This is a genomic window from Kitasatospora sp. NPDC049285, from assembly GCF_040678815.1.
In the GTDB taxonomy this organism is placed as follows: Bacteria; Actinomycetota; Actinomycetes; order Streptomycetales; family Streptomycetaceae; genus Kitasatospora.
This window is the reverse complement of sequence record NZ_JBFAQR010000069.1, coordinates 1-14930: the sequence shown is the minus strand read 5'-3', so window position 1 is coordinate 14930 and position 14930 is coordinate 1. Positions and strand designations below refer to the sequence as shown.

Genomic DNA, 14930 nt, shown 5'->3' with positions numbered 1-14930 from the left:
TGGTGCGGTGGTCAGGATTTCGCTGCGGACCCGGTGGTGGACGGAGCGTCGGGCTTGGCGTCCGAGGCGGCCTTGTCGCCCTGGTTGAGCATGCCGCCGAGGGCGGTCACGTTGGCGCCGCCGCCTGCCGCGGCCGGTGCCGCCTTGCGGGCGGCGTCGGCCGCGATCTGGACCACCTTCTCCATGTGTTGGGTGGCGATCTTCATGGCCTCCTGGGCGCGTGCGCCGGCGTCCTTGTCGTTGCTGGCGGCGGCTTCGATGCCCTTGGTGAGCACCTGGCTCATGGAGTTGAGGCCGCTCATGTCGCGGAACAGGTTCGCGGTGGCGATGGCCTGCAGCGTCTGCAGGCCGGCCGGGTCGGGCATCGCCGCCAGCTGCGTGAACTTCGCCTCGGAAGCACCCAGGGCGGCCACCGTGAGGTCGAGGTTCTGCCCGCGCGTTCCGGTGGCGACCGGCGCGATGTCGGCCGGCGTGATCTGGATGGGCGAGTCCTTCCAGTTCCAGAACCGGGTGAGGTCGATCTTCTCGGCCGCGTTGGCCCGGCCCAGTACGGCCTCGGCGAAGACGCCCTTGGTGGCGATGGCGATCGTGTTGGTCACCGGTGCCCCGAAGGTGGCGTCGCCGGGTTGGCGGGCCTTGGTCCACGCCTCTCGTTCCTGCTCGCTGCCGAAGTTCCACCGGAAACCGAGGTAGTTGCCGGTGACGGCGATCGGCTTGGGGTCCAGCAGGGTGCCGAGCAGGACCGGCGCGGCGTTCGAACCCGCGGGCGTGTAGGAGTAGTTGGCGAGGATGCGGCTGAGCGTCAGCTCGTCGGCGTTGGCCCAGACGGCCTGGCTGTAGTGGCGGCGGTTGTCGTTCAGGTGGTCCAGGACCGCCTGCGGCACGTTCCCGCCGCGCACGTGGAAGCCGAGCGACGCGACATAGGTGCGGCTGCCGGACTTCACCGTCGAACCGAACAGCCCGCAGATGGCCGCGCCGCCGGCGTCCTCGGTCATGTCGGGGGCGACGGTGGTGGTCGCGGCGACCCCGAAGTTGGCCACGCCCGAGGTCATCGTCAGGCGCAACCCGGAGAGGCTGCCACGGGCGGCCGTGCCGTACCAGGCGTCGACGGAGAGCAGCTTGTCGGCACCTCCGAAGGTGTAGGACGCGCGCTGCTGCACGCCGGAGCCGCCGGTGTCGCCGCAGCGGAAGGTCTGGCCCTGGAAGACCACCTGGATGCTGCGGAGTCCGGCCTCGTCGTGCCAGACGTCGATCTTGGTCGCGTAGGGGGAGTCGGCCTTCGGCGGGGCGTCGAAGGATATGGGCGTCTCCCGTGATGCGGTGAAGAGCCGGAGCACGGATCCGGTGCTCAGGAGCGCCCAGTACTCCCCGCCGGCGGAGGAGACGACATCCAACTTCTTGGGGTACGCGCCGAGGTACTGGGGAGCGGACCAGGTCGTCGCACCGTCCTCCACCATGAGGGCCTTGCCGTCTGCCGTGATGCCCCAGAGCACGCCGTCCGGGCCGGCGGACAGGCGCTTCACGTTCGGTGCCGGAAGCCGCTCCACCCAGCTGGTGCCGCTGCGCTCCCAGGTCCGCCCCTCCCGGCAGTACCACACCTTGTTCTTGCCGACGACGGCGACGTCGTCAGCCGTGATGTTCAGGTTCTGCGATACGCCCTTCGGGTCGCGCCGATAGATCGAGCTGTCCATGCCGATGAGGTAGAGCGTGCCGTCCGGGCCGCAGGCGAGGCTCCGCCCCGCCCAGTCGCTCGGGTCGCGCCGCCAGGCCGTCCCGTCGAACTGCACGAGTACGTTGTCGGCCCTGAGCGCCCACACGATGCTCTTGCCCGCGGCTATGCGGATCAGCTCGCCGTCCAGTCCGGCGGTGGGCAGCGGGTTCCACTGTCGGGCCACCGGATCGAACCGGACCGGACTGCCGTCGGACTTGCGCACCCCGTACACGCCCATGGCCGAAGCGGCGATGTCGGCCAGCTCCGCCCCGTCGAACACCTGGATGCCCGGCGGTGTCTCCGGCGCCGTGCACGCGTCGAGCTTGCGCATGCTGGTGTCGAACGGGTTGGCGGCCCGGATCTTCGCCGCCCAGTCGGTCGGCGCCACCGACGCGAGCGCCTCCTTGTACCGCTGCAGGCTGGTGTAGTTGAAGGTGAGCTCCTGCAGCGGGATGAACAGGCACCGCTCCAGCTTGGTCGGCTTGGTCGTCACTGTGTAGACCTGGACGACCTCGTAGTACTGCACCGACATCGCGTGCATGTGGTTGTAGTTGGTGACGACCCGGGTCAGGACCTTGTCCTTCTCCGACTGCGTCGTCTCGCGCACGACCGTCATGTTCCGGCTGCGGGCCGCGGTCGCCAGCTGCTGGGTCCGCGCGCTGATGCGCTGCGTCGCCTCGGCCGCGACCGATTGCACGCCGGTCGATCGCGACACCGAGGTCGTGAAGCCCGAGTTCGAGGACTCGCCCCAGTTCAGGCCGCCGCTGATGATGCCGAGCGCAGCTCCGACGCTGCCGCCGGAGCTGGAGGACCTGCTCGACTGGGACGCCCGGGATGTGCCGTACTGCTCCTCGCGGGCGATCGCGTTCGCCACTTCGCTGATCGACCGGTTCTGGTCGCTGGTGGCGGACAGCGTGTCGTTCTCGGCAGTCGTCTCGGTGCCGGTGGCCTTGGTGCTGCGCTCCCAGTCGACGACCGCGACCTTGGTGCTCTCACCGGGCGCGAGCGCGAGGCTGTGTAACAGCCGGCCGAGCGTGACACCCTGGGCCGACCAGCTCTGCTCCGTCGTGACGATCATGCCCTCGGCCGGGCGGTCGTAGAACGGCAGGTTCTCCTCGCCGAGGTCGATGGCGCCGGTCAGCTTGCGCGTCGGTTTCGCTCCGGGGATGTCGGTGAGCACCACCGAGCGGTACCGGACGATCTCCACCGGGTAGTTGCCGGTGCTCGGAAGCAGGTCCTTCGGCGTCGGGCCGTCGAGCATCGCCTTGTCCACTTCGAACTTGGGCGACGTACTCACCGGGGCCGCCGGGCTCGCCGGGGCCGCCGGCGTCGGCGCTGGTGTGGTGGCAGGTGTTCCGGTGGTCGGGGTGGTCATCACGATTCCCGTCTGCGGAGGAAATGGCGCCTTCCGGATCGCTCGAAAGTACACAACCCGTTCACAGCAGCGGCACACTTTGCAGAACTTGGCCAGAATCAGTGCCCCACCCGGCGGACCCAACTCGGTTAACACTCATGGGAGTTGATCGCCTGAATGCCAGGGTGCCGGATATTCGCGCCTTCGGAAGCCCTTTTGAATCCCTTTCCAAAGTGATCAGCAAGCCGATGCGGGTAGCGGCCGTAGCGACCGACCGGCACGAACGACTCGGCCAAATCCCACTCGCCGTCGCTCAGTTCGCGTCGCGTCGCAGCTGCGTTCCACCGGCGCCAACACGGGCTCGGCCACACTCACCGAGCGGGGGAACCCGATCTCAGCAGCTCCACGTACTGCCGGATGCGCAGCACGTCATCGGGGAAGCAGCTGTCCCAGCCCTGGTCCAGCCGCAGCCAGGCCGCGGGCTGACCGTCCTCCGCGGTCAGTGGCTGTTCCGGGTCGCCGATCGCGGCGTAGGAGAGGGACAGCGTCTCCGGCAGACCCGGACCGAACGACCGCACCGCCACCGCGGCGGGCCGCTCCAACAACCGTGGCCGCAGCCCGGTCTCCTCGGCCAACTCCCGGGCCGCGCCGTCACGCGGACACTCGCCGGGCTCGACCTTGCCACCCGGCGGGACCAGCCCGCGCCACGGATGCCGGACCAGCACGATCCGCTCCAAGGCTGCGTCCAGGACCCACACCTCGGCGCCCAACGGCTCCAGGGCGCCAACCAGCGCAGAACGCAACCAGTCCCTGGCCCGGTCGAACTCCAGCGTCGAACTCGCGGCGTCAGCGACCGCGGCATCAAGCGGACGCTGCTCGAACCCGCTACGGATCATGGCGACAGGCTACGGACCGCCACCGACACCACCGGGCCGCAGCGGTCGACCGCAGCAAGGGCCGTCACCGCGACACCTGACGCGACGCATCACCGGCGGGGAGCCGACTGGACTACCGGCTCGCCCCCGAGCACCCGTTCCCGGCCGCGATCGAGGACGCGCTGAGCGCCTGCCGCGCCCTCCTCGACAGCGGCGAGGACCCTTCGACCATCGCGTTCGCCGCGGACTCCGCCGACGGCGGCCTCACCGTCACGGTGGCCCCGACCGAACGGACGTCAACTCACCTACCGCCGCTCGCTGAGCGGCCCCGCCCCTTCCCGCCCTTCGGTCGCCGATGTGATCCGTCGTCACCCTCCGCGCCCCGCCGGATGGCCCGATGTGACAGATCCTGGTCGTTGCGGCCGTGCCCGACCGGCCGGAATGATCGGGGCATGCCCCCACAGCACCGCGTCGTGATCGTCGCCTTCCCCGGCATCGAACTGCTGGACGCCACCGGACCGGCCGAGGTGTTCTCGGTTGCCTCGCGGGTCGCCGGCGCGTACCGGCCCGGCTACCTGGTGGTGATCGCCACACCGGACGGCGCTCCGGTGACCACCTCCAGCGGCGTCCGGTTGATGGCCGACCTGGCGTTCGACGAGGTGACCGGTCCGATCGACACGCTGCTGGTGTCGGGCGCGATCGAAGTCGTCGACGGTGGCGTGGAGCCGGTGATCGACCATCAGGTCGTCGACTGGCTGCGCCGTGCGGCGCCCCGATCCCGGCGCACCGGGTCGATCTGCGCGGGCGCGCACCTGCTGGCCGCCTCCGGGCTGCTCGACGGACGGCCCGCCACGACCCACTGGCTGACCGCGGACCGGCTGGCGGCCGAGCACCCGGACGTCCGGGTCGATCCCGATCCGATCTTCATCCGGGACGGGCGGGTGTGGACCTGCGCCGGCGTCACCTCGGGGATGGACATGGCGCTCGCCATGGTCGCCGAGGACCACGGCCAGGAACTCGCGCTCGCGACGGCCCGGATGATGGTCATGTACCTCAAACGCTCCGGCGGGCAGAGCCAGTTCAGCGTGCCGCTGTCCGTGCAGGGCTCCGAGGACGACCGGATCGACGACCTGCGCAGGTGGATCGCCGAACACCTCACCGCGGACCTCTCGCTCGAAGCCCTCGCGGCCAGGACGCACCTGAGCACGCGTCACTTCATCCGGACGTTCCGCCGACGCACGTCGATGACACCGTCCGCCTACGTGGAGGCGGCCCGCCTTGAGGCCGCCCGCCGCCTGCTGGAGGACAGCGACCACGGTCTGCCGGAGGTCGCCGCGGCCAGCGGCCTCGGCTCCGTCGAGACACTGCACCGCGTCTTCCGCCGCCGGCTGGGCACCACCCCGGCCGAGTACCGCCGCCGCTTCTGACCCGACCCGCGCCCGCACCACCCGCCCACACCGCGCACCCGCACCGCGCCCGCCCGCACGCCCACCCGCGCGCCACCGCACTCGGGCCCGGCCGAGCTCCGGCATGCCCACCCGCGCGGCATCGACGCACACACACGCGGCATCGACCCGCACACCTCGGAGGAGATCCATGTCCCGCACGAAGGTCGTCCCCATCCCGGTCATGGGACGGCACAACATCAACGCCTACCTCCTGCTCGGCCGCCGACCGGTCATCGTTGACGCCGGAACCCCCGGCAGCGGCCGCCAGATCCTCGACCGGATCACCGCCCACGGCGTCGACCCCGCCGACGTCTCACTGATCGTCATCACCCACGGCCACATCGACCACTTCGGCTCCGCCGCCGAACTGCACCGGCTCACGGGCGCGCCGGTCGCCGGCCACGTCGCCGACCTCGGCCCCTACCGCTCCGGCCGGGTCCGCGAGCCCTACCTGCCCACCGGCGCGATGGGCCGCCTGATGGCCCGCAACCGGAAGCTCCACGCCCGGGTCGAACCCGTCGAACCCGCCGTGCTCATCCGCGGCGAGACGAGCCTCGACGACTTCGGCCTCGCCGCGCGCATCATGCCCACGCCGGGGCACACCGCCGGCTCCGTCTCCGTGCTCACCGACGACGGCGACCTCGTCGCGGGCGACCTGATCGCCAACTCCTTCATGGGCCTGATCCCGGGCAGGCCCGCCAACCCGCCCTTCCACGACGACCCCCGCCGGAACCTCGCCAGCCTCCGCGCCATGCTCGCCCACCACCCGACCGCCCTCCACGTCGGCCACGGCACCCCGCTCGACCCCGCCCGGGTACGGCGCTGGGCCGCCCGCGAACACGACCGCCTCGCCCGACTCGACGCCGCCGGCCGCCTCACCACCCGCGCAGAGCGACCCGCCGGACCCGCCGCACCGCCGCCACCCGCCACCACCCGCCGGTGACCGTCGCGACGTGCGCACCGCGACCGCCAGGCGTTGGCTGGTAGGGGCGGGAATCCGCTGCCGAGTGCAAAGGCGAGTGCAAGGGAGAGGGTCATGGCTGTGGTGATGTCGATGGTCTGGGCCGGTGCGACGCCGGAGCAGTACGACACGGTGCGGGCCGCGGTGGACTGGGAGTTGGTTCCGGCGGCCGGTGGTCACGTCCACGTCGCCTGGTTCGACGCCGGGGCCCTGCACGTGACCGACGTGTGGGAGTCCCAGCAGGCGTTCGAGACGTTCATGGCCGAGCGGCTCGCCCCGGAGATCGAGAAGGCGGGCATCGCCGGCACCCCGGAGGTGTCGTACGCCCCGCTCCACCGCCGGTTCGTCGCACCTGGGGTCACCGGCGCCGCGTAGACCCGCGCCCTACCCGGATGCCGCGTCGTCGCGCGGGCCGCAGGTCACTCGCCGTCGCCGTCCGCCGCCGGGTCCGGCGTACTCGTCCCGGCGGGCTTGATGCCGAGCTTGGCCTCGGCGGTGGTCCAGTCGGTCGCGATGGCCTGCTGAGCGGCGGCGAGGGTGACCTGGCCCTTGCAGATGGCGGTGTGCAGGTGGGTCTCGACGGAGTCCTTCGGGTTGTTCGGCCCCTTGCCCGCGACGTGGTCCGGTGACGGGGGCTGCACCCACAGGTTCCGCGGGTCGTTCGGGTCACCGCCGAGTTGAAGGCTTATCAGGTGGTCGTACTCGGCATCGCCCATCGGACCGGTGTAGCCGTACGACTTGGCGTTCTCCGCCTTCTCCTTGCCGGTGATGTTCGCGGGCGGGCGGATCGTGGAGGTGTAGCCACCCGGCTTGCAGATGGTGTCGTTGACGGTCGCCTGGGTCACCGCCGGGCTCAGGGCGCCCGGCGTGCAGGCCGTGTCGGGCAGCGGCTGCTTGTCGGCCGTGTACCGGTAGTGGCACGAGCCGGCCGCGGGCTGCGCCTGCGCCTGGTACGCGGACTTCGGGCCCGGTCCGACCGCGATGGCCGCACCGCCGCTGCCCGCGCCCGCCGAGCCGGCCGCCGACGCCTTCGTCCCGTCTCCGGACTTCGCCCCCTTGGCCGCAGGCGTACAACCCGTCACCGACAGGGCCAGCAGCACCGCCGCCCCACCTGCGGCCACCCGCACCACGATCCCCACGACACCCTCCGAGCAGCCGACGACACCAGTACGCAGTCGGCCCGCGGCCGCTGACGGTCCGGACGGTACCGCGCCGGGATGACAGCTCGATGTCGCTTTACCTGTTCTCACCCCGCACGACGCCCCGAGCCAAGCCCCACATGACGCCCCGGACGGCTCGTCCGACGCCGGCCGGGTGGCCGGCCACCTGCCAGGCGGCGAGGCCCAGCAGCAGGCACAGCGGGGTGTAGAGCAGCAGGTTGAGCCAGTAGAACGCGTCTCCGGGGTCCGCCCACGCCCCCGTCACCCACACCAGTCCGACCGTGCCGCGGGCCAGCAGTCCGGCGGCCACCGCCCGGCTCGCCCAGCGCGGGAGCACGGCGGGCAGTCGGCGGGCCAGGGCCGGGAGCGCTCCGCCGTGCGCCAGCACCAGCGTCGCCGCCGAGCAGAGCAGCGCCGCGAGCGGGACCAGTCCCTGCGGGGTGAACGGCACCTGGGTGTTGAGGACCAGGTGGGAGAGCCGGGTGGTGGTGTGCACCGGCCAGGTCTGCCCGGTGGCCCAGTACAGGTGGACCAGACCGTCCACCGCCAGCACCGCGCCGATCGCGGTGGCCTTGCTGCGGGTGTTCGCCGACGTCAGCGGCTTCATGTCGTCACCTCACGGAGTGTCAGGACGCTTGGACACCCGAAGGAGCACCCCGCCCGTCGATCCGTTCCTGTGGCGAGGAACACTACGGCCGGGCGGAAGTCGCGGGGAACCGATCGCCGTCTCGGCGCCTCCCTCCACGGACCCCTGTCACCGATCGACGGAGGGCGCGCCATGCAGGAGCCACCGCCCGGCCTTGCCGAGCTGGTCCGGGCCGCCCAGGGCGGCGACCAACTCGCGGTCGGCCGGCTGCTGGACCTGATCACCCCGTACGTCCGCCGGCTCTGCGGCCCGATCGCGCTGGACGACGGCGCGGACGCGACCCAGGAGGCGCTCATCGCGGTCTTCCGCAAGCTGCCCCAACTCCGCGATCCCGCAGCCCTGTTCGGGTGGGTCCGGGCCATCGCGGTGCGCGAGGCGGTGCGGCACGCCACCCGGTCGGCACGCTCGCAGCCCGCCGAGCTCGGCGAACTCCCCGCCCCCGGCGACCCGCAACTCGCCGCGGACATCCGCGACGTGCTGTCCCGGCTCTCCCCGGAGCACCGCGCCGTGCTGCTGCTGCGCGACCTGGAGGGGCTGGACGAACGGGAGACCGCGGCACTCCTCGCGGTCGCCCCCGGCACGGTCAAGTCCCGGCTCTCCCGGGCCCGACTCAGTTTCCGAAAGGCGTGGCAGCAGTGACCGAGACCCCGATGCCGCAGTGGCCCGTCGCCGACTTCGACCCGGTCCGCCGCCTGCACGTGATCGCCGCGACAGCGCCCGGATCGGCGCGGATCGACGAGGCCGTGCTCGACGCACCGTTCGACCGGGTCTGGTCGGTCGCCGCGGACCTGGAACGCACGATGCCGCTGTGGATCCCCGACGTCCGCACGGTCGCTCTCCGCACCTCCGGGACGACCGGCGCCCCGCTCCAGGCCCGGATCCACGGTCACACCCGGCTCCGTGCCACCTTCGCCATCGACCTCTCCCCCGGGTGGTGCCTGATGCAGAGCCGCCTCGTCCTCGGCGGGATGGCGGCCCACCCCGAGACCGACCGCACGACCCGCTTCGCCTTCCTCGGCGGCCTGCGCTTCCCCGGCGCACGCCTCCTCGCCCCCGCGCTGCGCCCGTTCACCGGCAGCCCCCTGGCCCGGTTCGCCGCCCTCCTCGACCAGGACATCGACCAGGAGATCGGCCAGGAAGGAAAGGCTGACGGCTGACGACCCGGGTCTGGCTGCCGCGAGGACCGGAGTGGTAGGACATGGGCGGTGTCCCGTCCGGCCGCTGAAGACCTCCGAACCCGAATCGAGAACCGAGCACCATGAGCCGAATCGTCGTCATCACCGGTGCCAGCTCCGGCGTCGGGCTGGCCGCCGCCGAACAGTCGGCTGCCGCGGGTGACCACCTCGTCCTGGTCGGCCGCAACCCGGAACGGCTCGCCGCGGCCGTCGACCGGGTGCGGGCCGCGGGCGACGGCCGGGAGCCGGACCGGTTCTGCGCCGACTTCGAATCCCTCGGCCAGGTACGCGACCTCGCCGCCGCCTTGGCCGAGCGCTACCCGAGGATCGACGTGCTCGCCAACAACGCGGGCGCCCTGGTCCCGGGCTACCGCCGGACCGCGGACGGCTTCGAGGCCACCCTCCAGGGCAACCACCTGGCCCCGTTCCTGCTGACCGGACTGCTGCGGGAGAACCTCGCCGGGGCGCGGGTGGTGAACACCGCCTCCCGGGCGCACCGTCAGGGCCGCCCCGGCCCGGGCGGGCCGACCGACTTCACCGGCGACCCGCAGGAGTACCGGTCGTTCACGGCCTACGGCTGGAGCAAGTCCGCGAACATCCTCTTCACCGCCGAGGCGGCCCGCCGCTGGCCCGAGTTGACCAGCGTCGCCTTCCACCCGGGCGTCGTCCGGACGAACTTCGGGAGCGACGGCACCGCGTCCCGGCTCTTCTACCGGTACGCGCCGTTCCTGGTCTCCCCGCGGGCGGCCGGCGCCCGACTGGTCCGCCTCGCCACCCTCCCGGCCGCCGAGCTGGTCAACGGCGGCTACTACGAGGCCGCCAAGGCCACCGGGCTCACCCCGCCCGCCGCCCACGCGGCCGACCCGACCGCTGCCGCCTCGTTGTGGGACGCCACCGCCGAGGCGGTCGGCCTGTAGAAACTCCGTCGGAGAACCCCCGGCCGGTCGGCTAGGGTCGCGACGTGCAGCAGCCCTTGCCACCCGTGGTCGTGGCCGAATGAAGCTCTCCCGCGCGTTGGTCGACGTCCGGCCGTTGCGGTCGTCGCCGCCGTTCCGACGGCTGCTGATCGGGCGGACGGTGTCCACGTTCGGCAGCTTCATGACCGTGGTCGCCGTGATGTTCCAGGTCTGGGGCATGACCCACAGCGCGGTGTGGAGCGGCGCCGTGGGGCTGGCCCAGGCGCTGCCGATGATCGGGATCGGCCTGTTCGCGGGGTCCTGGGTGGACCGGGCGGACCGGCGCAGGGTCTACCTGCTGGGCAACGCGGGCCAGGCCGGCTGCTCGCTGCTGCTGGCGGTCCAGGGGTTCACCGGGCACGCACCCGTCGCCGCCGTCCTGGGACTGGTGGCGGTGCAGGCCGCGTTCGGGGCCGTCGGCGCACCTGCGGCGGGCGTGTTCATCCCGCGCCTGGTGCCGAAGGAGCAGGTCGCGGCGGCGGTGGCACTGAACCAGGCCACCGGGCAGGCGATGATGCTGCTCGGCCCGGCCGCCGCGGGTGTGGTCATCGGCTGGTGGGGCATCGGCGTCTGCTACCTGCTGGACGCCGTGAGTTTCGGCTGCTCCTTCGCCGCGGCGTTCGCCCTGCCCGCGATGCCGCCCGTCGGCGGGGCGTCCCGGCCCGGGCTGAGCGGAATCGCCGACGGGCTGCGGTTCCTGACGGGGCATCGGGTGGTGCGCGGCGCTCTGCTGACCGACCTGGCCGCCACCGTGCTCGCCATGCCCGTCAGCGTCTTCCCGCTCGTCAACAGCGAGCGCTTCGGCGGCGACCCGCGCACGCTCGGGCTGTTCATGTCCGCGCTGGCCGTGGGCGGCGTGGCCGCCACCGCGTTCTCCGGCCCGGTCACCCGCCTCGCCCGCCCGGGCCCCGTCATGCTCGGGGCGAGCGCCACCTGGGCGGCCGCCCTCGGCGTCTTCGGGCTGACCCGCAGCGCGTGGACGGGCCTGGCCCTGCTCGCGCTCGCCGGCGCCGCGGACGCCATCGCCGTCGTCTCCCGCACCACCATCGTCCAGACCTGCACCCCCGACGCCCTGCTCGGCCGGGTCACCGCGGCCGAGACCATCGTCGCCCAGGCCGGCCCGCAACTCGGCAACCTCCGCGGCGGAGCCGTCGCCGGCTGGACCTCGGGGGCCACCGCCCTGGTCACCGGCGGACTGCTCTGCCTCCTCGCGGTGCTCACGGTCGCCGGCTCCACCCCCGAGCTGCGGCGCAGCGACGGTCCGAGGCCCCTCACCGCATGACGACATGCACAGTTGCTAACATTCGCAACTGTGAGGTCGCCCTCGGGCAGTCCCCGCGGTCCCCTGCGACCAGCACCAGATGAGGATGAACGAATGACGGCGACCATGCCGCCCTGCCCGAAGTGCGCCGGCGAGTACACCTACCCGATGGACACGCTGATGGTCTGCCCGGAGTGCGGCCACGAGTGGACTCCCGCCGAGAGCGCCGACGCCGGCGACGCCGGTGCCCCGGGCGGGCGGGTCGTTCGCGATTCCGTCGGCAACGTGCTGGTGGACGGCGACACCGTCACCGTCGTCAAGGCGCTCAAGGTCAAGGGCAGCCCCTCGGGGATCAAGGCCGGCACCAAGGTCCGCAACATCCGCCTGGTCGACGGCGTCGACGGCCACGACATCGACTGCCGCATCGAGGGATTCGGCGCCATGCAGCTCAAGTCCAGCGTGGTCAAGAAGGCCTGACCGGGGCAGGGGTCGCTGTCGCTGTTCCTCCGGGAGTTGACGCCGCCGGGCGAGCCGGCCGGGCTCCCCGCCGACCTGCTCCAGCAGGCCGTGGCGCTGCCCGCCCCGCGCGGCACCCACCTGTGCGCGGCCTGCCGGCCGGAGACCCACCGGGAATGGCCATGCAGGACGTCAGCCCGCTGACCCCTGACGTCCGGCCGAACCCGAGCACGACCTCCTTCCTGCTCCTGGACGGCGACCCGGTGGTCACGGCCGAGTTCGAGGCGTCGTCGGGCAGTTGGATCGTCCACTACGTCGAGCGCGGCCAGGACCGGCCCGAACCCGTCGCCGACGATGCGGCCTTCCTCGACCTGCTCCGAGACCTGGCCCGCGTCCGCGCGAGCGGGATCGGGTGACGGGTGCCGATCCGCCGGCCTCCCCTTTCACCTGACGGCCCGTCAGTCGACCCGTCCCGCCCGCGCGGTCGGACTCAGACCGCGACGATCTGCCAGTCCTGGTTGGCGCCGCCGGTGGTGGTCCACTGGAGGACGTTGGCGCCCTCGGCGGTCGAGGCGCCGGACACGTCGGCGCACCAGCCGTTGCGGACGTTCACCAGCCGGTAGTAGCCGTTGGTGGCGGACGGGGAGAGCTGCCACGACTGGTTGTCGCCGCTGTCGGCGGTCCACTGGTCGAGGTCGGCGCCCTGGGCGGAGCTGCCGGGGCTGTCGAGGACCTTGCCGCTCTTGACGTTGGACAGCCGGTAGGACCCGTCGGAGTTCGGCAGCAGCTTCCACTGCTGGCTGGTCCCGGCGTTCCAGGTCGACTGGACGACCAGGGCCCCGTCGGAGCTGGAGCCGCCGCTGACGTCCAGCACCTTGCCGCTGTTGCGGTTGACCAGCTTGACGGTGCCGAGGTCCGCGGCGAACGGCCGGTCGTAGACCTCGAGGTTGCGGATGGAGGCGTAGACGTTGGCCGGCAGCCCGGTGACGGTGACCCGCACGTACCGCGCCTGGGTGCGGAACTGGGCGGTCTGGACCTGGCTGGTGCCGGTCGTCGCGGTGAGGTCGGCCAGCACGGTCCACGCGCTGTTGTCGGTCGAACCCTCGATCTTGTACCGGTAGTTGGTCTGGTCGAGCTCCCAGGCGATCCGGGTGCCGGTCAGCGAGCGGGTCGAGCCGAGGTCGACCTTCAGCCAGTGCCCGGTGCCGCCGTCGTTGGCGCACCAGCGGGTGGCGGTGGCTCCGTCGATCGCCTTGGCCGCGGTGTTGCCCTTGGCGCTCTCCTCGCTGTCGGCGGTCGCGGCCTTGCCGGCGGCGATGTCGCCCGGCTGCACGCTCCGGTCGAGGACGACGCCGATGACGCTGTCCTGCGGGTGGGTGGTGCGGTCGATGCCGGTGACGGTGACCTTGCCGCCGGTGACGCTGAAGGAGAGGTTGCTGCCGGAGCGGACGTCGAACACCCGGGTGACCTGCGCGTCGCCGACCGCCGGGGTGGTGAACGAGGTGCCGCTGTAGCCGGGGAGCAGGTGGACGTAGAAGGTGTCGTCCTTGTACGTGAAGCCGTACTGGCCGTCGACGGGGTTCCACGGGCCGCCGCGGGTGCCGTAGATCGACTGGCCGCAGGCGCTCATGAAGGTGCCGATCTGCCGCAGCAGGTTGGCCTGCGCGTCGGGCACGGTGCCGTGCCGGTCGGGGCCGACGTTGACCATCGCGGTCATGTTCCGCACCCAGCAGTTGACCAGGATGTTCATCGCGGTGGCATAGCTCATCGTGCCGCCGTTGGTGTAACCCCACGCACTGCCGACGGTGAACACCTTCTCGACCAGCCGGCCCGTGCGGATCGCCCCGCTCGGGACGCCCGGGCCCTCGTCGCTGTCGTAGTCGCCCTTCCAGCCGGAGCGCGAGGTGGCGACGATGTCGGGCTGGTGCTTGCGGACCATGCCCATCAGGCCGAGCGGCTTGCCGTTGGCGTCGGTCTCGCCGTACGCGGCGTCCACCTGCCACTGGTTGGCGGCGTCGCGGAACTGGCCGGGCTCCCAGAAGAACGCGCCCGCCGCGTCGGTGCCCTGCTCCGCGATCCAGCCGCCGTCCCACCACAGGTCGTCGATCACGCCGTACTGGGTGACCAGTTCCTTGACCGACTGGTACACCTCGGTCTTCATGATCCGCGCGTTCTCCTTGTGCGCGGGATCGGTGGTGTAACCCCACGGGTTGGTCGCGCAGTTGGTGCCGGTCACGTCGTAGTAGCCGGGGTAGCGCCAGTCGATCGGCGAGTAGTAGAGGCCGACCTTCAGACCGGCGGCCCGCACCGCGGCGACGTAGTCCTTGACGAAGTCGCGGTTGAGCGGCGCCTGCCCGGAGCTCCAGGCGTTGGGGTGGTTCAGCGGCCAGAGCGCGAAGCCGTCGTGGTGACGCGTGGTCAGCGTCGTGTACTTCGCGCCGAAGTCCTTCGCCAACTGGGCCCAGGCCGCCGGGTTGTAGGCGTCGGCGGTGAACTGCTGGCCGGTCGCGTCGGTGACGAGCTTCCGGTAGTTGTCCGGCGTGACCGCGGAGTTGTGCATGTACCACTCGCCCTGGGCCGGGCCCGCGTACGGTCCCCAGTGGATGAACATGCCCAGTTTGGCGTCCTGCAGCCACTGGATCTTGGAGTCGGGCTGCTGTTCCAGGCCCAGGTCGGTCTGCGGGATGCGCAGCGGCGGGAGCGGCAGCGGGTCGGCGGCGGCCGCGGCGTACGCGGGCGTCGACATGGCCACGGAGCCGACGGCGCTGGCGACCGTCATGGCCGCCATTCCGGCGAGTACCGATCGGCGCGAGAGGTGTTCCGGCATGGCGCGTCCCTAAGAATGTGAGGCGGTCCGGGAGGACCGGGTATGGCTGATGGCGCGTTGCCCTCGAGGGCTCGGAAGGAATGGCCGCCCGGTCCTCCGG

14 protein-coding genes and 1 pseudogene are annotated in these 14930 nt (G+C 72.0%); 10 read left to right on the top strand and 5 right to left on the bottom strand.

All coding sequences use genetic code 11. The features are described 5' to 3' along the window. Positions 1-11: 11 nt before the first annotated feature. Positions 12-3221 carry a hypothetical protein gene (locus tag AB0K51_RS29995; RefSeq protein WP_363460552.1) on the bottom strand — a complete coding sequence of 1070 codons (3210 nt, stop codon included), beginning with the start codon at positions 3219-3221 and terminating at the stop codon, positions 12-14. A 215-nt stretch (positions 3222-3436) separates the two neighbouring features. Next, on the bottom strand, positions 3437-3961 hold the full coding sequence (locus tag AB0K51_RS29990) for an NUDIX domain-containing protein (RefSeq protein WP_363460550.1): 525 nt from the start codon (positions 3959-3961) through the stop codon (positions 3437-3439). Positions 3962-4068: 107 nt separating this feature from the next. Between AB0K51_RS29990 and AB0K51_RS29985 the strand changes: the two are divergent. From AB0K51_RS29985 to AB0K51_RS29970, 4 genes and pseudogenes are all read left to right on the top strand, one after another. Then, a pseudogene (locus AB0K51_RS29985) lies at positions 4069-4221 on the top strand (alpha/beta hydrolase fold domain-containing protein); the annotation flags it as partial. 171 nt (positions 4222-4392) lie between these two features. Next, positions 4393-5367 (top strand): GlxA family transcriptional regulator, encoded by a 975-nt coding sequence (locus AB0K51_RS29980; RefSeq protein WP_363460548.1) that lies wholly within the window; start codon positions 4393-4395, stop codon positions 5365-5367. 169 nt (positions 5368-5536) lie between these two features. After that, the gene (locus tag AB0K51_RS29975; RefSeq protein WP_363460546.1) at positions 5537-6331 is read left to right on the top strand and encodes an MBL fold metallo-hydrolase; all 795 of its coding nucleotides are present in this window, start codon (positions 5537-5539) and stop codon (positions 6329-6331) included. 93 nt (positions 6332-6424) lie between these two features. Continuing rightward, on the top strand, positions 6425-6724 hold the full coding sequence (locus tag AB0K51_RS29970) for a hypothetical protein (protein ID WP_363460544.1): 300 nt from the start codon (positions 6425-6427) through the stop codon (positions 6722-6724). 44 nt (positions 6725-6768) lie between these two features. Here AB0K51_RS29970 and AB0K51_RS29965 read toward each other — a convergent pair whose 3' ends face one another. Together AB0K51_RS29965 and AB0K51_RS29960 are read right to left on the bottom strand one after the other, a co-directional pair. Beyond that, the gene (locus AB0K51_RS29965; protein ID WP_363460542.1) at positions 6769-7488 is read right to left on the bottom strand and encodes a hypothetical protein; all 720 of its coding nucleotides are present in this window, start codon (positions 7486-7488) and stop codon (positions 6769-6771) included. Between the two features lie 97 nt (positions 7489-7585). Then, on the bottom strand, positions 7586-8116 hold the full coding sequence (locus AB0K51_RS29960; RefSeq protein ID WP_363460540.1) for a DUF3995 domain-containing protein: 531 nt from the start codon (positions 8114-8116) through the stop codon (positions 7586-7588). 171 nt (positions 8117-8287) lie between these two features. On the opposite strand from AB0K51_RS29960, the gene AB0K51_RS29955 reads away from it, so the two are divergent. From AB0K51_RS29955 to AB0K51_RS29930, 6 genes are all read left to right on the top strand, one after another. After that, the gene (locus AB0K51_RS29955) at positions 8288-8794 is read left to right on the top strand and encodes an RNA polymerase sigma factor (protein WP_363460538.1); all 507 of its coding nucleotides are present in this window, start codon (positions 8288-8290) and stop codon (positions 8792-8794) included. Continuing rightward, positions 8791-9312, top strand: coding sequence for a hypothetical protein (locus AB0K51_RS29950; protein WP_363460536.1), 522 nt, complete (start codon positions 8791-8793; stop codon positions 9310-9312). Before AB0K51_RS29955 ends, AB0K51_RS29950 begins: the two co-directional genes overlap by 4 nt. Positions 9313-9413: 101 nt before the next feature. Next, on the top strand, positions 9414-10247 hold the full coding sequence (locus AB0K51_RS29945) for an SDR family NAD(P)-dependent oxidoreductase (RefSeq protein WP_363460534.1): 834 nt from the start codon (positions 9414-9416) through the stop codon (positions 10245-10247). 79 nt (positions 10248-10326) lie between these two features. Then, complete coding sequence (locus tag AB0K51_RS29940) at positions 10327-11568, top strand: MFS transporter (protein ID WP_363460532.1); 1242 nt, start codon at positions 10327-10329, stop codon at positions 11566-11568. Positions 11569-11661: 93 nt separating this feature from the next. Continuing rightward, positions 11662-12024: a zinc ribbon domain-containing protein YjdM gene (locus AB0K51_RS29935; RefSeq protein ID WP_363460530.1), complete on the top strand. Its 363-nt coding sequence runs from the start codon at positions 11662-11664 to the stop codon at positions 12022-12024. Between the two features lie 155 nt (positions 12025-12179). Further along, a complete protein-coding gene (locus tag AB0K51_RS29930) occupies positions 12180-12419 on the top strand; it encodes a hypothetical protein (protein ID WP_363460528.1) in 240 nt (79 codons plus the stop codon). 74 nt (positions 12420-12493) lie between these two features. Here the strand turns inward: AB0K51_RS29930 and AB0K51_RS29925 are convergent, their stop codons facing one another. Beyond that, positions 12494-14782, bottom strand: coding sequence for an alpha-L-fucosidase (locus tag AB0K51_RS29925; RefSeq protein WP_363460526.1), 2289 nt, complete (start codon positions 14780-14782; stop codon positions 12494-12496). Positions 14783-14930 lie beyond the last annotated feature (148 nt).